The sequence below is a fragment of the Paenibacillus senegalensis JC66 genome, assembly GCF_000285515.1.
Classification (GTDB): domain Bacteria; phylum Bacillota; class Bacilli; order Paenibacillales; family NBRC-103111; genus Paenibacillus_L; species Paenibacillus_L senegalensis.
Window position 1 is genome coordinate 832664 of the sequence record NZ_HE610957.1, and the last position, 19251, is coordinate 851914.

The following is a 19251-nucleotide window of genomic DNA, read 5'->3' on the forward strand; positions in this document are numbered from 1 at the left end:
CCTTCTGTTTCCGCCCGCGAGTTGGTTAACAGCATTGCGGCTTGAGGACCAAGCTCCCCTGGCAGTAGTTTGCAAAAGCTGTTGTCAAAAAAACAACAACCCCAGGGGTTGTTGGTAATGGTGCCTGGACTAGCCGGCTTATTCGTTCTTGTTCTCTATTTTTTCGTAGTGAATATAATCCCCGTACAGCTCCTCGAGTGCTACACCCACATGTTTATGGGACTGGGGCTGCTCCAGCTGCGAATGAACGCCTTCTTTCAGCATCCGAGCCCGCTTGGCAGCAGCCACTACAAGGGAATACTTGCTATCCACTTTGTTTAACAGCTTGTCAATGGAAGGATAAAGCATGACTATAACACCTCCTGCATCCAATGTTTCAATTTTGGTATATACCGCTCTTTTCTACAATGCTCAGCCGTGCGGATGGCCTGTATTCGGTCACACGCCAAATCCACATGATCATTAACTATGAAATAATCATAATGCTCCGACATCGCGATTTCTTCAGCCGCTGCCTGCATTCTTCTGCGGATCGCTTCAGCGGTTTCCGTGCCGCGATTTTCAATTCGGCATTGCAGTTCTTCTAAAGAAGGAGGAAGAAGAAAAATAAACACGCCCTCGGAAAACTGCTGCTTGACCTTCAAAGCTCCCTGCACTTCAATTTCCAAAATGATGTCGTTACCGGCATTAAGGGTTTCCTCAACGAAGGAGCGGGGCGTGCCGTAGTAGTTACCAACATATTCAGCCCACTCTAACAATTCCCCTTCAGCGATCATGTTTTGGAACTGTTCTTTTGTCTTGAAAAAATAGTTCACTCCGTCAACTTCACCGGCCCTTGGGGCGCGGGTCGTAGCGGAAACCGAATAGACCAGGTTTGTGCTTCTTTGACGCAAAGCCGCGCATACCGTTCCTTTTCCCACGCCTGAAGGCCCGGATAATACCATTAATATGCCTCTGTCTTTCTCTGCCGACAGAAACCCTTTATTCGTCATGATCATCTTCCTTATTCGCAAGTCGGTGAGCCACCGTCTCAGGCTGGACAGCGGACAGGATGACATGGTCACTGTCCGTAATAATGACCGCACGGGTGCGCCGGCCATAGGTTGCATCAATCAGCATATGCCGATCTCTGGCCTCTTGAATGATCCGTTTAATCGGTGCTGATTCGGGACTGACTATCGAGATGATGCGGTTGGCGGAAACGATGTTTCCGAAACCGATATTAATAAGTTTTATAGCCATCCTGTGCCTCCTAAACTTTTTGCTCGGCAGTGCTGCAGCACTTGCTGCCTCGCTAATAAAAAAGGATAAACGATTCTATCAATCGTGAATTGCTCTAGTGTTGCCTATTTATGGAATCATCATACTCTATTGGGCGGCGCAGCAAGTCGTCACCGGTCATAGTCCCGTTATTCCAAGTTCTGAGCCTGCTCCCGGATTTTTTCCAGCTCTGCTTTCATTTGCACCACTATCCCGGAGATTGCCGCTGAATTGGCCTTGGAACCAACCGTGTTCACTTCACGATTCAACTCCTGCAGCAGGAAATCCAGCTTTCGACCGACTGCTTCCTGGCCGTCTAAAATTAATGCCGCATGATCCAGGTGACTGCTCAAGCGGGTCAGCTCCTCGCTAATATCTGCTTTGTCAGCCAGCAGCGCCGCCTCCATCGCAATCCTCTGTTCATCGATCTGAGCATCGGTCAGCCAGTCCTTCAATCTGGAAGCCAGCCTATTGCGATAATCCTCAACCACACGAGGCGCCTCCACATTCAGGTTGGCCGTAAACTCGCGCAATGCATTCAGCCGTTCCTTCATATCAGCGGTTAAATCGGCGCCCTCCCGCTCCCTCATCTGAAGCAGCTGTCTAACAGCCTCCTCCAGCACTTCGCCCATAGCTTGCTCCCAATCATCGAAGTCCGCTTCTGCTTCGCGAAAGCGCACTACATCCGGAATGAGAAACAAATCGCGAACGGTTAAAGGAGTATTCAGCTGATAGCTCTCCTGCAGCTGGCGGGATGCCGCCATGCAGCTGTCTGCCAGCGGCCAGTTAATCTCAGCTTGCAGCGGAAGCTCGGCGCTGCGCTCAATATTCATATAAACTTCAACCCGGCCGCGCAGAAGATACTGTTGAATTCTTTTCTTGAAAGACTCCTCCAGCATGGTCCATTGCCTTGGCAAGCGGAACACAACTTCCAAGTAACGGTGATTGACCGACTTGGCCTCTATCCGGACTTCATAGCCGCCTACGACCTTTTCTGCTTGTCCAAATCCGGTCATACTTTTGGGCACCGGTATCACTTCCCATATTCTAATTCATTTTATCAGCAGGAACAAGGGGCTTAGGACGTAGCTCCGCCCGGTTGCTTGTGCACATACCGGGTTAATTCTGCTGTCATTTCATAGTAAAGCATCGGTGTCATAAAGTAGAAGCCATTGAAGTAAGGAAGCGCCATATCCAGCAGCTCCTTGGCGATTTGAATGCCCATCCGCCTTCCTTCCTCCTGCTCCAAACCGCTCATCCGCTTTCTGACATCATCCGGGATCCGGATGCCGGGAACCTCATTATGCAAAAACTCTGCATTGCGGCCGCTTATCAGAGGCATAATTCCCAAAAAGATAGGAGCCTCGATATGGCGTGTCGCATGATACAATCTTTCCACCATCGCGGGATCATAAACAGGCTGGGTCATAAAATAATCCGCTCCGGCCTCTATTTTTTTCTCCATTCTGCCAACCGCCTTGTCCAAATACTTAACATTGGGATCCAGGGCGGCTCCAATTACAAAATTGGCTTTATGCTTGAGGGCTTTGCCGGAATGGGAAGTTCCTTCATTAAGCTGCTTGGCCATTTTGATGAGACCGATGGAATTAAGATCATACACCGAGCTCGATCCTGGCAAATCACCGAACTTGGCCGGATCCCCCGTGATGCAGAGCAGGTGATCAATGCCCATCGCATGGAGCCCCATCAAGTGGGCCTGTGTACCTATCAGGTTGCGGTCCCGGCAAGCCACGTGAAGCAGCGGCGGAATGCCGAGCTTCTCCTTCACCATGAACCCGGTGGCAATGTTGCTCATTCTTGTCATTGCCAGCGAATTGTCAGCCATCGTAATCGAATCGACCCCGGCATCCTTAAGTACACGAGCCCCTTTCATAAAGGTGGCTACCGACAAGCCTCTCGGGGGATCGAGCTCAACGATAACGGTCCGACGCTGCCGCACAAGCTCAACCAGGTTAGGAGACGACTTCGTTCCTTCCGCGGCTTCTCCCCCGCCTTCGGCTTGCAGTCCTGGCGCTTGCGGCTCCTTGACGGCAATCGGTTTGACGGGCTTGACATCCGCTGCCGCCTCTCCTGGCTTATAGTTTTGCAGCGCAGCGGATATGGCCGCAATATGCTCCGGCGTCGTGCCGCAGCAGCCGCCGATGATCCGGGCACCCAGCTTGGCAAAGCGCAAAGCGGCTTCAGCAAAGTACTCCGGCGTTGCCGTATACGTGAACTTGCCATCTATATAGCCCGGCAGTCCGGCGTTCGGGTACACGGAAAACACGTGCTCGATGGGCTGCAGCTTTTCCATTGCCCGCAAAAGACCCATTGGGCCGCTGTGGCAGTTAAAGCCTACCACATCGGCCCCTTGTGCGAGCAATCGGTTAAATGCCTCATCCATGGTTATGCCGTCCTTCGTCACCCCGCTGACCTCTGTTGCGAATTGACATATGACCGGCAGCTCGCTCATCTTGCGGACCGTCTCGAGAGCAACCTGGATCTCGTCAAATTCATAGAAGGTTTCCAGCAGTATGCCGTCCGGATCTTCTTCCAGCAATGCTTCGAGCTGTTCCTGAAAACTTTCAGCGATTTCTTCCAAGGTCAGGCTTGTTCTTCTCGCCCCGCGAACCGAGCCGACAGCCCCGATAATGAAGGCATCGTCGCCGCCCGCTTGTCTAGCCAGCTTGACGCCTTCCCGGTTAATAGCCTTCACTTCATTCTCCAACCCGTATTTAGCCAGCCGTTCCCGGCTGGCCGAGAACGTATTGGTTTCGAGCAAACGGGCGCCTGCTTCGCAATACCGGCGGTGAACATCAATGATGACCTCCGGCTTCGTCAAATTAAACTCTTCATAGGAGATGCCTACCGGGAAGCCTAGCTGATACAAATATGTTCCCATGGCGCCATCGCCTACAAGCAGTTCCCGCTGCAGCAAAGTTCTTAAATCAGCTTTCATTTATTAAACCCCACCCAATCAGGCAGCTGCTGCCTATTCTCTCGGGCCGCTGACAAGGATTCGCATCCATGCCAATCGCCCAGTTTATTCGTTCACGGACCCGGTAAACACTTCTTCTGCCGGGCCAGTCATATAAACATGGTTGTCCTCTTCGCTCCACTCAATAAACAAATCCCCGCCCTTAAGAGATACTGTAGCTTGGCGGTCTGTCAGCCCGTTAAGCACGGATGAAACCAGCGTAGCACAGGCCCCTGTTCCACAGGCAAGTGTCGGGCCCGCGCCTCTTTCCCAAACGCGCATGTCTGCATAATCTCTAGACTTCACCGTAACAAACTCCACATTAATTTTGTTTGGAAAGAGCGGATGCTTCTCCAGCAAAGGTCCCCATGTATCCAGATCAAATTGAACCGCATCATCCACATAAATCACACAGTGCGGATTGCCCATGGATACAGCCGTGAAGTGAAAGGTACGGCCATTCACTTCCACAGGATGATTGACTACAATATCGGCATCAATCGTAGTCGGCACTTGGGTGCCTTGAAGGATAGGCTCTCCCATATCGACTCGGACAGCCTGCACCTTTCCGTCAGCAACCTGCAGCTGCACTTTCTGCACACCCGCACCAAGCGTCTCCACGGTCATCTCTGTTTTAGCTGCCAGTTGGTGATCGTAAGCATATTTCGCGACACAGCGGATCGCATTGCCGCACTGTTCGGCTTCACTGCCGTCCGAATTGATAATCCTCATGCGCACATCCGCGCGTTCAGACGGCAAAATATAAACCAGACCATCGGCACCAATGCCGAAGTACCGATTACATAAGGAAATCGCGAGCTCAGACACATTGTCCGGCAGCTCACGTTCTCCGCTAACAACTATAAAATCATTGCCTAAGCCATGCATCTTGGTAAATTTCACTGCTCAACACTCCCGAATGCGGGCCGCCCGAGGGCGGCCCATCCTTAAATTAATCGTTACCTAGAAAAATGTCCCATCTTTGGGGACGAACGGCTGGCAATCCTGCCGTTTTCCCTGATTTAAGGGTATTTTCTACTTATGATAACGTAAATCATCGGGAATGCATAGTTTTTTTCGCATTTCCTTGTGTTATCTAGCGAGAAACCGGTTTAGCCTGAAAATTCGTAGGCTTGTTGCGGGAAGAGCCGGACAGCAGACTGCCAAAACCCAACAGAAAAGTAGGTATGCCGGCAGCAACCAGAACGAGAATCCAATCCCGAAGTGCAAGGTCTACCGTTTTGAAAATAGGCTGCAGGGCATCGATATAAAGCACAGCCAACAACAGCAGCACAGAAGATAAAACGGCAGCAACGAGATATTTATTTTGCAGTGGATTGCGGTGGAAAATCGAACGAGAGCTGCGGCAGTCAAACACATGGATCAATTGAGCCATGACCAGCGTTGCAAAGGCAACCGTCTGCGCCTTGCTTAATTGATCGGGCGAACCGGCCTCGTACTGATAAGTAATCCAAAAGGCGCCGAGCGTACAGAGTCCGATCAGTATGCCGCGGCTGATAATCTTCCAGCCTAACCGGCGGGCAAAAATATTTTCTCTGGCTGATCTCGGTTTGTGCTGCATCAAATCCTTCTCCGCCTGGTCGACACCGAGCGCCATGGCCGGAAGCCCGTCCGTCACCAGATTCACCCACAGGATTTGGATGGGCACTAACGGCAGCGGCATTCCAAGCATCATGGCCATGAACATAGTCAATATTTCGCCAACGTTGGAAGCAAGCAGATAACGGATGAACTTGCGGATGTTCTCGTAAATACCTCGGCCTTCCTCTATAGCAGCGACAATTGAAGCAAAATTGTCGTCACTGAGCACAAGAGCCGAGGCTTCCTTGGCCACGTCCGTTCCGGAAATGCCCATCGCGATTCCGATATCTGCCGCTTTGATCGCGGGCGCATCATTTACGCCGTCACCCGTCATCGCCACTACATGCCCCTTGCGCTGCAGCGCCTTGACAATCCGCAGCTTATGCTCAGGAGATACCCGGGCAAAGACATAAATGCGTTCAACCTGACGCTCCAAATCCTGGTCGCTCATCTGGTCCAGCTGCTGGCCGTTCACCAGAATTCCATCAGCCGGCAGCATACCGAGCTGCTTGGCTATCGCTTCGGCGGTCGTCTGGTGGTCGCCGGTAATCATCACCGTGCGGATGCCGGCCTTACGGCATTTATGAATGGCTTCCCTCACTTCCTTGCGCGGAGGATCAATCATTCCCGCTAGCCCGGCAAAGACTAGATTGTTCTCCGCCTGCTCCTCATCTTCACAGGTCTCATGCGCCTTTAGCTCGCGGTAAGCTGTGGCCAGCACACGCAGGGCCGATTTAGCCATCCCTTCATTGGCTGCCATTACTTTTTGCTTCATCGTGGAAGTAAACGGAATCACTTTATTGTCCCACAGGATGTAGCTGCAGCGCTGTATGAGCATATCCGGTGCGCCTTTCGTATACACCGATCTACTGTTGCCGTGCTTAACGACAACCGACATGCGCTTGCGCTCAGAATCAAACGGAAACTCTTTGATCCGCTGCACTTCATTTTCCAGCAAAGCCGGGATTACTCCGCCCTTGGCGCCAAGAACTTTAAGCGCCCCTTCGGTCGGATCGCCTTTAATAGTCCAGAAGCTTCCCCCGGCTTCCTTCCCTTTTTTCCCTTTCGTTTCCTGAATCTCTTCATATAATTCTGCGTTATTGCAGAATGAAGAAACATACATCATCTTTTCCAGCATCGGCTCGCGGCGGACGTCCACCGTTTTGCCCATAAAAGTTATCGAGCCTTGCGGAGCATAGCCGTCACCGCTTACCTCAAGAAGACGTCCGCCGCTCCACAGATGGGTGACTGTCATTTTGTTTTGAGTTAATGTACCGGTTTTGTCTGAACAAATGACCGAAGCACACCCTAACGTTTCCACAGACGGCAGCTTGCGGACGATTGCTTTGCGCTTAATCATACGCTGCACCCCGAGCGACAGGGCGATTGTGACAATAGCCGGCAATCCTTCTGGTATAGCGGCTACAGCCAAGCTAACGCCCGCTAAGAACATTGCATAAGTCGGCTGCCCGTGCATAATGCCAGCCACAACAACCATCGCAGTCAAGCCGAGTGCGACCATGATCAAAATTTTACCTAATTGCTCAAGACGCCGCTGCAACGGAGTCTGCATTTCCTCGGTATTCTGGATTAGATCGGCGATGCGCCCCATCTCCGTATCCATTCCGGTTCTTACGACAACGGCTCTCGCGGTACCCCGCGTAATCAGTGTTCCGAGAAAGCCGAGATTGCGCTGGTCGCCCAGCGACAGCTCCCTTCCATCCATCGGATCGGAAAACTTGCCTACCGGAACCGATTCCCCGGTAAGGGCGGATTCCTCTACATAAAGTCCGTTTGCGTCCAGCCAGCGAACATCAGCAGGAACCCGGTCCCCGCTCTCCAGCACAACAATATCACCCGGCACCAGTTCACTAGCCGGGATCTGCTCCAGCTGGCCGCTGCGCATGACTTTAGCCGAAGGTGCAGACAACTCCTTCAACGCCTGTAGGGACTTCTCGGCGCGGAACTCTTGAATAAAGCCGAGCACGGCATTCATTACAATGATGACAATAATCGTGATGGCATCGAGGTATTCGCCGAGCAGACCGGAAATGAGCGTAGCTCCCATGAGCACGAGAACCATAAAATCCTTGAATTGATTAAGGAATAGTGTAATGGGAGATATTTTTTTTCCATCGCTCAGCACATTTTTTCCGACTTCCTCCCGGCGGCGTACTGCCTCCTCCTGGGACAATCCCTGTCTGCTATCCGTATTCAGCACACGCAAGGATTCATCTGCTGACATCTGATACCACTTTTTCTGACTCATCCGTCGCTCCCCTCCTACTGGTTTGCCTGGCGAACTTTTTGCCGCTCACGCCGAATCATGATTGGGCAAAGCGCCAATAACTTGTACTAGGGTAAATGTATTCAGACAAGCTGCAAAATATCCCAACTCGGCCGAGCTTTCTTTTTTAGGGGCGGACAAAACGGTTATCAGTAATCTGTGCCCTTTCCATTGGAGCTCCAATATGGCATCATTAAGAAGCCCCCCTTGAATGACCTTGCAGAAGCTGGCCGAGGCACGGGAACAGACCAAGGAGGTCTTAACTGCCTCTAAACGCAGGTTGACCCGGCTAGCGGGCAATCGTTATTCGCGAATTGGGGGAAGCGCACGGATTGTGCAGGAAACGGAGTTGTCACACCTATGGCATTAGACGGAATTGTTGTACACGCCATTGTTCATGAACTGCAGGAGTGCGTCGGCGGGAGAATCGGCAAAATCCATCAGCCTTCGGAAAATGAGATTTTGCTGCAAATTCGCGCCAAGGGCAAGACACGCCGACTGCTGCTTTCAGCTAATCCCACCTACCCAAGGGTGCATTATACGGAAACACAGATGAATAACCCGCTTGAGCCTCCCATGTTTTGCATGCTTCTCCGCAAGCATTGCGAGAACGGCATTATCGAAGAGGTGCTGCAAAAAGGGCTGGAGCGGATCATTGTCATTCGCATCCGTCACCGCAATGAGCTTGGGGATTTATGCCTCAAGGAGCTCATCGTAGAAATTATGGGTCGGCACAGCAATGTGATTCTCCTTGATCCCGATCAGGGCACCATACTGGACGGCATTCACCATGTGACGCCGGCGATCAGCACCTATCGGGTCGTTTTGCCAGGCAGCGTCTACAAAGGACCTCCAGAGCAAGGCAAGCTCGATCCGTTTACCACAGACAGGTCCTTATTCGAGGAGAAGTGGGCGCAGGTGATGAATGAGTCGCTGACTGACTCCAATGAATTGACAGAAGCAAAGACCTCTTCCAAACCTTTGCCTCTTTGGAAGGTGCTGCTGAACTGCTTTAACGGGATTAGTCCGCTCATGGCCAAGGAAATCCTGTACAGGTCCAATCACGAGCCTGGAAATGCCGACCCCAAGCCGCCGGCAGGACTGTGGGAAGCCGTAAGTGAAGTCATGGAGCAGGTTAAGGCCAATCGCTACGAGCCGGGCACTGCAGTAGAGGATAGCGGCAAGCTCGTATTTTCCGCCCTTCAATTGACTCATCTAGGCTCATCCTGGAAGCCCTTCGAAACGGTCAGCCAATGCCTGGATCATTATTATGGGGAGAAGGCGGAACGTGACGAGGTCAGACAGCGAACATCCGATTTGCTTCGCTTTCTGCAGAATGAAAAAGCAAAAAACATTAAAAAGCTGGAAAAGCTGGAGGAGACGCTGGAAGATGCGAAGGATGCCGACCGCTACCGCATTCAAGGAGAGCTGCTGACCGCTTCCATGCACTTGTTTCAGAAAGGCGATACTTCCGTTGAGGTCATTGACTATTATGACGAGAACCAGAGGAAGATAGTCATTGAGCTTGACCCGCTGCTCACTCCATCCGAAAATGCACAGAAAGCGTTTAAAAGATATACGAAAATCAAAAACAGCCGCACAGTTGTCAGCGAGCAGATCGAAAGCACCCGAGCGGAGCTGGTCTACCTCGATTCCCTGCTGCAGCAGCTGCACAGTGCCGGTTTAAATGATATAGAGGAAATTCGGGAGGAATTGGTAGAGCAAGGCTACCTCCGATCAAGAGAGCGTAAAAAACGCAAGGGCGGGAAGGCGGCAAAACCGAATAAACCTAATATAGCCAGCTATGTCTCGAGCGAAGGAATTCCTATATACGTCGGCAAGAACAACACTCAGAACGATTATGTTACTAACAGGCTGGCACACCCCGGCGACACGTGGCTTCATACCAAAGACATCCCGGGCTCGCACGTGGTCATCCGCAGCTCCCAGTTTGGTGAGCAAACGCTGCATGAAGCAGCTATGCTTGCCGCTTATTACAGTCAAGCCAGGGAATCCAGCCAGGTTCCTGTAGACTATACCCTTATCCGTCATGTAAGAAAGCCTAATGGGGCCAAACCCGGATTTGTCATTTATGACAATCAGAAAACGTTATTTGTAACTCCGGATGAGGGACTCATTCAAGCATTAGGCGAAGGGAAGTTCAAATAACGGTACCTGGCATGAGGCAAACTACGGTATCTGGTATTGTAGAGGAATGAAACAACCAAAACATACTAACAGTAGCAGCATAGACCAAGGACATGGTTTGTGCTGCTACTGGAGGCATGAAACGGTGCTGCCCAAAAGGTCCTCTACCAAGCAAAGGTGTCAAAATAAAACACCCAAGAATGTTGATTTTACATTCTTGGGTGTTGACTTTTTAAGGCGCCGGACAAAAAAGCAGCTGCACAAAAAAATGGGACGGAAAACAATGTTAAAGTGCCGTTTTCCGCCCGACTTTTTATTTTTGGGGATTTATGGATAGCTCCTTTTGTCATTAAACGCTGGCACCTTCCAGCTAGATCTGTACCGTAAGACTATCCTTGCATTATTGAAATTTAATCCGACTCCTCCTCGCTATCCTCCAATTCGGAATCTACATTAAGGATGACGGTGTAATGAACCCGGTCATGCTTGATGACTTGAACCACTTCAATGTAGGCCGATTGCAGCTCCGCTTCCGCCTCATTGACCAGTTCCTGCAGGCCTTCGCTTAAGGATACAGCATTGTCCAGCTTGAGCTCCGTAAAGTACTGTTGAATCATACTGCGCACACCTTTCTTGTTATTCGCCAGATTCATTCATTATTCCTGCAACATTAGCATATGCGTTATTTCTGCAACATTAGCATACGCGTTGAGATAGGGATTCATACATGCTTCTCCTTTCTCGCCTGAATAAACAAAAAAAAGGAAGAAAGTGCGGGTACCCGCCTTCTTCCAATTCTCATGTTATGTTGTATAAGTCAAATGCTGCTTGCCGCTGACCGTCAGCTAGTTTTTCTCACCGCTCAAAAGACTCTTAATCCTGCGCAGCTGCCGGCAGCCTGTTAAGGCTCTTAAATGCTGTCTTAATTTGTCCCTCTATTGCGGGTGTAAAAGCTCCCGGCAAACCGAAATAGACAGCCGATTCGCCGCCTTCATAACCGCCCTCCGCAATTTGTTCAGCGGTAGGCACATAGCCAATCATTCCGTTGGTGTAGCCGAGCGGGAGAATATGCGGGTTGATCTCCTGCTTAAGGTAGAGACCATACTCCACCACCATTTCTGCATTGGCCCCTACCAGAACCAGCTCCTTGGCCAGCTGCAAATAATTCAGCTGGAGCTTGGCCGGCTGTTCATTCCGCGAAGGGTCGGACTGAAACAGCTCGCTGCGCTGTGCGGCCGCGCCATCAGCTGTACGATCCTTAGCCAGCTGTTCACTACTAAGGTAGTTTACGAATGCAAGCTCCACTTGTTCTGCACTTGCCTGGATGGAGGCAGATTCCAGCTGCTGCATCGGCGCATCAAGCACCCGAATAACTTCATCAGCCAACTGGCGCCCAAGTCGTTTGACATCTTCGTCATTACCGCGGAAGAATTGGCCGTCTTTAATTAATGCCGGCCGGATATCGCCACAGTATCCTTGGAGGAATGTAGCAATCACCTGACCGCCAAGCTGCCGCTCCAGCCGCTCCATTGCCGCTCCCGGATACTCCGATGTGACCCAGTTGTCGCCTGTAGTCGTTGGATGGCAGGTGTAATGGAACCAGATTCCCTTGATTCTTCCATCTGTGGCTGTCATCCGAATAACGGTCACTTCCGGATCGGCAGCTCCTTCAGGATTAGGTGCCATATTCATTCGCCCATCCATCCGCTTCCTGCGATGAATACCGAGCGGGCAGCTTCCTTTGCCCATCTCTACCATAACCGGTTCCATAGAAGCATGAGCTTCCCCGATCCCGCTCAGCACCTGCCCCTCTAGCCAAGCCAGGTAAGCTGAATCAGCCAGGCCCAGCATTGGTACGAAACGGCTGCTGGTTTGAGGGCCTCCGTGAGTATGGCTGGCATGAAAGATGACTGCCTCTTCTTTAATCCCCCAGCGGCTCACGATTTTATCCAGCAGGGGCCGGATTTGGTCTGAGCCCCACCAGATTAAATCAGCTTGGATCAGGATTGCTTTAGCTTCGGCTATCCCTTGAACTGACGGTTCAGCGAATATCCAAATCCGTGCATATAAACGCTGGGCAACACCTTCATAAACCTCCGAACGATGAGCGAATCCGGCCAGGGGAATCGGTTGCGGCGGTGTAATGTCCACCTTGGCCGCCCCTACTATCCACTCTCCGTTCATTGTTCGTCCCCTTCCAGATTGACTTGTGAGCCTGTCCGCGCCGACTCGTATATAGCTTCAATCAGTCTGACCGCCCTCCGGCCATCCCTAGCGGAAATGGCGACCGGGCGGTTATGCTCCAACGCATCCAGCACATCAGCAAGCTGCAGCTTGTGAAACTCGTAGGAAATGCTTTTCGGATCTGACACTCCGCCTCCGGTTCCCGATCCCGCAGCCAGCTGCGGCTGCTCCATACCCGGAACTTCCCAATGGGTAATGTCGGTGCCCACTATTTTAATGCTTCCCTTCTCACCAAACAAATGCAGAGATGGAGCGAATCCCGGGATAATGCTGGTAGAGGCCATAATCGTCCCGAATGCGCCGTTCTCAAACTCCACAATAGAGAGCCCCAAATCCTCCGCCTCCATTTGATGGGTTTGCGTCGCTGTTTTTCCATATACCGTTTTGGCTTTACCGCATAGCCATAACAGCAGATCGATCGAATGAATTCCCTGATTCATCAGAGCCCCGCCATCCTGCAGCAGCGTCCCCCGCCAATCCGCAGAATCGTAATAATCCTGTGTGCGGTAGAAGGGCGCGGAGATTTCCGCCAGCAGCAGCCTGCCCAGATGACCTTCATGCAGCGCTCTATAAGCCGCTTGATGCTGCGGTTCAAAGCGTCTCTGTGAAATTACCGAGATGGTCTTGCCCTGCTCAGCAGCGATAGCGATCAGTTCATCCGCCTCGCGGCTGGCCATCGTAATCGGCTTCTCAACGACCAGATGCTTGCCGGCGAGCAAAACCTGTTTGCCGATTTCGTAATGGGAGCCGCTGCTTGTCGTTACACAAACAATATCGACTCCCTCGTGCTTCAGCAGTTCGCGGTAGTCTGTCGTCCATTCCGCCTGTTCACGCTCGGCAATCTCTCTGGCACGCTTTTCCTTGCGATCCGAAATCATAACGGTAACGGCCTGCTCCAGTTGCTGAATAGCATTAAAGTGAAAATCAGCAATACTGCCGCAGCCGATCAAACCAAATCCCCATTTTTTCAATCGAGCCCCGCCTCCTTGATAATCGTTTTTAATCCTTCCAGAGTTAGCGCAGTTCCATCCTTGGCCGTGCCGCCTGCTGGTACATAATGAGTTTCAATTGTAAATAATCCGGTATAACCATCTGCTTGAAGGGCTTGCAGCTGCTCCTTGAACGGGACATTCCCTGAGCCGATAGGCACACAGCGGGATACTCCGTCACTGTCAATCAGCGCATCCTTTAAATGAACGTGACCAAGACTTGCTTGGACATCCTTATATCCGGCCGGGTAGGAGTTTCTTCCCCCGTATTCCTCATTGCCCGGATCCCACAGCACTTTAAGATTAGGAGAGGCTACAAGCTGCGTGAGACGCGCTACCTCGGAAGCAAATCCGCCGTTACAAGAAGGCTCGTTTTCCAATAGAAGCACTATATCTTGTTTTTGAGCCATCTCTGCGGCCGTCCGCAAGTGGCCTACTATCTCTTGTTCATGCTGCTGCGGGGACACTTCCCTCCAGAATGAAAAAATCCGGATTTGTTTGGTGCCTAGCAGCTTGCAAATCTCGAAAGATCTTTGCAGTTTATCAAAATGCGCCTCAACGCTTTCTTCCTTCTGCCCGAAGGTATCCCCCGATGCCACTGGTCTTGAAGGATCGAGTGCGCATTTAAATACCGGTGAAGCGATAGCCGAAATAAAAAGGCCGCGCTTGCTTACCTCTTCTTGCACTCGCTGCACCTGCTCGTCCGAAAGAGAAATAATATTGTGGCCATCCACCATCCGGATTTCTACATGAGCAAGCTGCTGCTCTTTAATCCAGTCTAGCGCTTCTGTCAATTGAACAGATACTTCATCAGTTAAAACTCCCAATCGATTCCACATGATTTGATTCTCCTGTTCCGGCGCATATTTGATTGAGCCTAGAAAATTAAAGCATACGTATGACGCGCGCCTGTTTAAGTTTAATTTCAGCATTTTGCTTACATCCAACCAGGCTTCTAATCTAGTGAAATAATAGAACAAACACTACGCATTTTGTCTACAGCCTGCTGCCGCTTAGGTTGAATTCAGTGAGCAAAATACTCATTAACCTAATCGTACCATGAGGAATAACCTTCAGTCTCACATCATCATCTTATAGACATTTAATAGACAAAAGAAGAGACGCCCGGGAGCACTAGGGCAGCCTCTTCTCGTCCTCTCATAAACACAGTCAAGCAAGGCCTGCCTTATTCGTAGGTGCGTACAACTTTTTCAACAGCAGTGACGATATCCTGAATATCTTCCTCTGTACCCAGCAGTACATTTTGATGAAGCCACAGAACATCCTTCTCGCTTGCGCGCTCACTAACCGGACAAGAGAACTCGCGCTTTTCCCCGGTCCATTTCTCAATTTCGGTTAAAATCGCTTTATTTTTGTTAAGAGGAACGTATCCTGATGCTACCGGTATCCCTTCAGCATTAATTTGCTTGATCACATCTTCTTTATTGACTCGATCAGCCAGTGCTTTATTCAGCTTGAACATGTATAAATGATTGGCGTGGACCGTGATTCGCGGGTCGCGTCCGAAACACTCAATGCCGTCAATAGCGCTCAGCCCGGCTGTAAGAAGACGGCTGTTGTTCTCGCGCAGCTTGATCTGCTCATCCAAGCGTCCCATCTGTGCGAGCAGAATCGCAGCCTGAAATTCGGTCATCCGCAGATTCCAGCCGATATGCTCGTGCTGGTACCAAGCTCCCGAACGAATGCGGCCTACGTTAGCTATAGACCAGGCGCGGTCAGCCACCTCTTCATCATTGAACAGGATCATGCCGCCTTCCCCGGCATTAATGTTCTTGCTGGATTGAAAGCTGAATGTGCCGGCGTCGCCAATAGCCCCAATGCCGCGACCTTCCCACTTTGCCCCAACCGCTTGCGCGGAATCCTCGATCAGCTTCAGCTTATGCTTATCGGCAATCTCTTTCAGCCGGGACATGTTGGCAGGAGCGCCAGCGATATGCACCGCAATAATCGCTTTTGTTTTGGGGGTAATCGCAGCCTCTACTTTATCCGGATCAATCAATAAAGAGTCCGGGGCTACGTCCACAATGACCGGAATGGCTCCGAACAACAAAGCGGAGGTAGCTGTAGCGATAAATGTATAGGAAGGGATAATGACTTCATCACCAGGCTGTACTCCCACAGCCTGCATCGCAATCGTCAGTGCAATCGTTCCATTCACGCAGGAAACCGCATATTTGGCATCGTGATAAGCAGCAAACTTGTCTTCTAATTCCTGCAGCTTGATTCTTCCAGTACCACCCCATTTTCCGGAGTGAAGAACCTCCAGCAGCAATTTTTCTTCTTCCTGCCCGAATATGGGCCAATCGGGAAACGCTTTCGTACGGACAGGACTTCCACCGTTGACAGCTAACGATTTCATTTTATGACCTCTTTTCTACTCTCATAATAAAGATATAGGTATGATACAAGTAACTTTATTATATAAGCTTTCTTCCCGAAAAGCCACAATTTTTTTACCACATCAGAAAGTCTAAGATTTCGTTAGCCGAAAAGCCGCTTTCTGATTGGCATAAAAAGTTACCTCTATGACCGGGTTATTCGTCTTCGAGCGGGCTTCGTTAAAAGCTTTTTTTACCACATCAGAAAGTCTAAGATTTCGTTAGCCGAAAAACCGCTTTCTGATTGGCATAAAAAGTTACCTCTATGACCGGGTTATTCGTCTTCGAGCGGGCTTCGTTAAAAGCTTTTTTTACCACATCAGAAAGTCTAAGATTTCGTTAGCCGGAACTAGGGCAGAGCGCTTCTTCAGTTGTATCATACTTGTACTATCGGGATGTTTTAGTATACAATAAATACGAATAGGGATGATGAGCTTATAACCTACGTGTTGCAATAAAAGAGGTTTGTCAGACCGGTTCTAGATTCGGAAGACGGTAGAAGGAAGATGACGCAATGAGACGTGAAAATGAATTTTTGTATTCCAAGCTGGCCCAGATTTTACGTGAGCAGATTATGTCAGGCTATATTAAACCTGGGCAATTTTTGCTTTCCGAGAACGAACTTTGTAAATTTTACGGAATGAGCCGCACTTCCGTGCGCAAGGCTCTAGAGCAGCTAGCCTATGAAGGATTAATTGTCAAAAAAGTTGGACAAGGCACCATCGTTTCACCGGATTTGACGATTCCGGCAGCACAGGAAAAAACAACACTGCGGATTTTAGCCACAGCCCCCTCCCATTTTGTCGATTCGGGGATGCCTTATCTAATTGAACAATTTCAACAAACCCATCCGGATGTGGAAATCAAGGTGCTCGGCTTTCCGGCATTTGATTTCAGCGAATCGATCCTGTTCAGCGGGGAGCAGGGCATTTATCCTGATTTGATCCTCGGAACCGACCGCCAATTTGCTGAAATGACAGAAAAACATATGTTTCTGGATTTGCTGCCGTATTTTAGCGATTCCTTTGCCGGCCTTTATCCAAGATTGCTGGAGGCTTTCCAGACAGACAAGAAGCTGGTGGCAGCCCCGGCTACTTTTTCTACTGTCTATTTGGCTTACAATTCAAGCTTGTTTGAGAAGCATGGCGTTACTCTGCCGGATGGTGAGTGGAGTACCGAGGATTTCATAGCTGCATCGAAACGGCTTACGGCTGATACGGATGGCGATGGCATCACCGATCAATTCGGTTTTTCTTTGGCTACATCGTTTGGCCGCTGGCCGGTGTTAGCTCTGCAAAATGGGGTGAGGTTTGACGCTTCCACCCAGCGTGAGGATGTTCTGCGTACGCTGCAATTCCTGCATGAAATATTATACAAGCACCGCTGTGCTTCCCTCTATCCGTTCACCCGCCTTTTGAATTCGGAGGCGTTTGTCCTGGGAAAGGCAGCCATGATCCTGACTACAGCCATTGAGCTGGCTGGTCTAAGACGGCTCAATCTGTCCTTTGAACCGAAGGTAGCCCCGCTCCCCTTCGGACATAAAAAAGCGACCCAGCTTGTTGCCAACCTTTTTCTGATTCCTGAGACGGCTCCTCACAAGCAGCTGGCTGTGGAATTTTTGCAGACGATGTATGATCCGCAAATTCAGAAGAGGATTGGGCAAGAGGCCCGCTTTATTTCCGTGTTTCCGGAGATTAATGAGCAGCTGTGGAGCCAGCCATATTTGGAGTCCTTAAATATTACCAAAAAGAAAATGGAAGAAGCGTATTTCAGCTTTGAGCTGTTTGACAATTACGCGCTAATTGAGGAACTGGAAGCGGAAATGGAAATGTTCTGGTGCGGCATGGAATCGGCGGCCTCCTTCACGGACAAGCTGATGAGCATTATCCGCAGGAAGTAGCCGCCAATCACGAGCCATAGAAATAATAAAATGTGTGGTCAGGGGACTATAAGTAGACTTTTTTCCCCGTTTCCCGGCTTTCATTTGCCGCCTCGATAAAGCGGATCACCTCTATGCTTTCCTTGGGATCTATCGGAACCTCGCCACCGGTGAACATACCCATCACCTTCTCCAGAAGGCTTGCATAGTAAGGCTTGGGATTGGCGTAAACATCAACAAACTGAGTCGCCTTCTCCCGATGCACAAGAGCTCCAAACTGGTTATTGCCTTTGCGGTTTCCGCGCAATGTAGCTACCCGTCCGTCACTCCACTCCGCGACAACAAGATCATGATCGTCATTGTGAGTGGAGCTGACAGACACACATCCCCTGCCTAATGCTGCGTAGAGCATCTCTACGGTATGAATTCCATACCAGAATAAGCCCGGCTGCGTAGGCTGGATTGCCATCGGACCATACACATCCATTCCGATGATCCCGCCGGACTCTCCATTAGCCAGCACCTCCTGCAGTCCTTCCGCATAGCGTACAGCGGATGCGCTCATTAGAGGCACGTTGTGCTTCTCGGCCAGGTCATACATTTCTTGCGCGGAAGCAGAAGACAAGGTTAGCGGCTTGTCTATAAAGATCGGCTTGCCGTAGCCTACTACCGCTTGTAACTGCTCCAGATGGACGCGTCCGTCAACGGACTCCAGCAATATAGCGTCACTTTGCTCCGCAACCGCTTCCAGAGAATCCACAATTTGCACTCCATGCTCTTCCTTAAGCTTTGTTGTAAAGCCCTCCACCCGCGAAATACTCAGCTCGAAATCCGGTGATCCTCCGGGATAGGCGACGACAATTTGAGCCCCTGGCACATGATATTCATGAGAGGAGTTGTGCAGCAAATCTGCAAATGCGACAACGTGAGAGGTATCCAATCCAATCATTCCGAGCTTCAGAGGTTGTTTAGCCATTTTTAAAGTCTCTCCTTCACATTATTAAGCTTAGTGCACACCGTCCGTGCAGCAGAGCGGCACTTCAACGGCACGCCATGCCCTTCCCCAACAAAGTAACAACCTAAATACAACTAATGCATTATTTTCAACACTACCCTTTCCCTTGCAAGTTTGTCAATTACTAAAAAGAGTCTGTAAATGCGCAAGTTCTCCGTTCCCGAACGGCAGCAAAAATAACTCCCCGGAAAATGGGCAGCTGCTTCGAATGCGATTCAAGCTCTCTTATCGGGAACCCCCAAACATTGGGCAGCTCTATATTTCATAAGAAGAAAAAACCGGGGCTGTCCGAAAAGTGGCCGTTCAGCCCGATAGCCAGAATAAGCAGCCCCAAGCAGCGGACCCGAGGCGAATTGTTTGCGAAAGTGTATGCGAAAACAGTCATGCCATTGAATTCTCAGGCACAACTCCAGCATGAAAATAGCCAACGGTTCTCTTTACGGGGGCTGAA

At 50.4% G+C, this 19251-nt stretch carries 15 protein-coding genes; 2 read left to right on the forward strand and 13 right to left on the reverse strand.

Annotation, left to right across the window (positions count from 1 at the left end):
• Positions 1–138: 138 nt before the first annotated feature.
• From rpoZ to PSHG_RS04055, 7 genes are all read right to left on the reverse strand, one after another.
• The gene (gene rpoZ / locus PSHG_RS04025; protein WP_010269795.1) at positions 139–348 is read right to left on the reverse strand and encodes a DNA-directed RNA polymerase subunit omega; all 210 of its coding nucleotides are present in this window, start codon (positions 346–348) and stop codon (positions 139–141) included.
• Positions 349–350: 2 nt separating this feature from the next.
• Positions 351–992 (reverse strand): guanylate kinase, encoded by a 642-nt coding sequence (gmk, locus tag PSHG_RS04030; protein ID WP_010269796.1) that lies wholly within the window; start codon positions 990–992, stop codon positions 351–353.
• Positions 982–1242: an extracellular matrix/biofilm regulator RemA gene (gene remA / locus PSHG_RS04035; protein ID WP_010269798.1), complete on the reverse strand. Its 261-nt coding sequence runs from the start codon at positions 1240–1242 to the stop codon at positions 982–984. Before remA ends, gmk begins: the two co-directional genes overlap by 11 nt.
• A gap of 167 nt (positions 1243–1409) precedes the next feature.
• Positions 1410–2288: a YicC/YloC family endoribonuclease gene (locus PSHG_RS04040; RefSeq protein ID WP_010269805.1), complete on the reverse strand. Its 879-nt coding sequence runs from the start codon at positions 2286–2288 to the stop codon at positions 1410–1412.
• A 50-nt stretch (positions 2289–2338) separates the two neighbouring features.
• The gene (locus PSHG_RS04045; protein ID WP_010269808.1) at positions 2339–4219 is read right to left on the reverse strand and encodes a bifunctional homocysteine S-methyltransferase/methylenetetrahydrofolate reductase; all 1881 of its coding nucleotides are present in this window, start codon (positions 4217–4219) and stop codon (positions 2339–2341) included.
• 84 nt (positions 4220–4303) lie between these two features.
• Positions 4304–5140: a diaminopimelate epimerase gene (gene dapF / locus PSHG_RS04050; RefSeq protein ID WP_010269811.1), complete on the reverse strand. Its 837-nt coding sequence runs from the start codon at positions 5138–5140 to the stop codon at positions 4304–4306.
• Between the two features lie 193 nt (positions 5141–5333).
• Positions 5334–8108, reverse strand: a complete 2775-nt coding sequence (locus tag PSHG_RS04055; RefSeq protein ID WP_010269813.1) for a calcium-translocating P-type ATPase, SERCA-type — start codon at positions 8106–8108, stop codon at positions 5334–5336.
• A 378-nt stretch (positions 8109–8486) separates the two neighbouring features.
• Between PSHG_RS04055 and PSHG_RS04065 the strand changes: the two genes are divergently transcribed.
• On the forward strand, positions 8487–10295 hold the full coding sequence (locus tag PSHG_RS04065; protein ID WP_010269816.1) for an Rqc2 family fibronectin-binding protein: 1809 nt from the start codon (positions 8487–8489) through the stop codon (positions 10293–10295).
• 389 nt (positions 10296–10684) lie between these two features.
• Here PSHG_RS04065 and PSHG_RS04075 read toward each other — a convergent pair whose 3' ends face one another.
• From PSHG_RS04075 to PSHG_RS04095, 5 genes are all read right to left on the reverse strand, one after another.
• Positions 10685–10927, reverse strand: coding sequence for a hypothetical protein (locus tag PSHG_RS04075; RefSeq protein WP_010269820.1), 243 nt, complete (start codon positions 10925–10927; stop codon positions 10685–10687).
• 220 nt (positions 10928–11147) lie between these two features.
• Complete coding sequence (locus tag PSHG_RS04080) at positions 11148–12458, reverse strand: neutral/alkaline non-lysosomal ceramidase N-terminal domain-containing protein (RefSeq protein ID WP_010269822.1); 1311 nt, start codon at positions 12456–12458, stop codon at positions 11148–11150.
• Positions 12455–13489, reverse strand: coding sequence for a Gfo/Idh/MocA family protein (locus PSHG_RS04085; RefSeq protein WP_010269826.1), 1035 nt, complete (start codon positions 13487–13489; stop codon positions 12455–12457). The genes PSHG_RS04080 and PSHG_RS04085 overlap by 4 nt, the downstream gene beginning before the upstream one ends.
• Entirely contained in the window at positions 13486–14346 is an 861-nt protein-coding gene (locus tag PSHG_RS04090) for a sugar phosphate isomerase/epimerase family protein (protein ID WP_010269829.1), read from the reverse strand. The genes PSHG_RS04085 and PSHG_RS04090 overlap by 4 nt, the downstream gene beginning before the upstream one ends.
• A 347-nt stretch (positions 14347–14693) precedes the next feature.
• Positions 14694–15887, reverse strand: coding sequence for a DegT/DnrJ/EryC1/StrS family aminotransferase (locus PSHG_RS04095; protein WP_010269832.1), 1194 nt, complete (start codon positions 15885–15887; stop codon positions 14694–14696).
• Between the two features lie 533 nt (positions 15888–16420).
• Between PSHG_RS04095 and PSHG_RS04100 the strand changes: the two genes are divergently transcribed.
• Positions 16421–17806: an extracellular solute-binding protein gene (locus PSHG_RS04100; protein WP_010269834.1), complete on the forward strand. Its 1386-nt coding sequence runs from the start codon at positions 16421–16423 to the stop codon at positions 17804–17806.
• A gap of 46 nt (positions 17807–17852) precedes the next feature.
• On the opposite strand, the gene PSHG_RS04105 is transcribed toward PSHG_RS04100, so the two are convergent.
• Positions 17853–18761: a Gfo/Idh/MocA family protein gene (locus tag PSHG_RS04105; RefSeq protein WP_010269837.1), complete on the reverse strand. Its 909-nt coding sequence runs from the start codon at positions 18759–18761 to the stop codon at positions 17853–17855.
• Positions 18762–19251 lie beyond the last annotated feature (490 nt).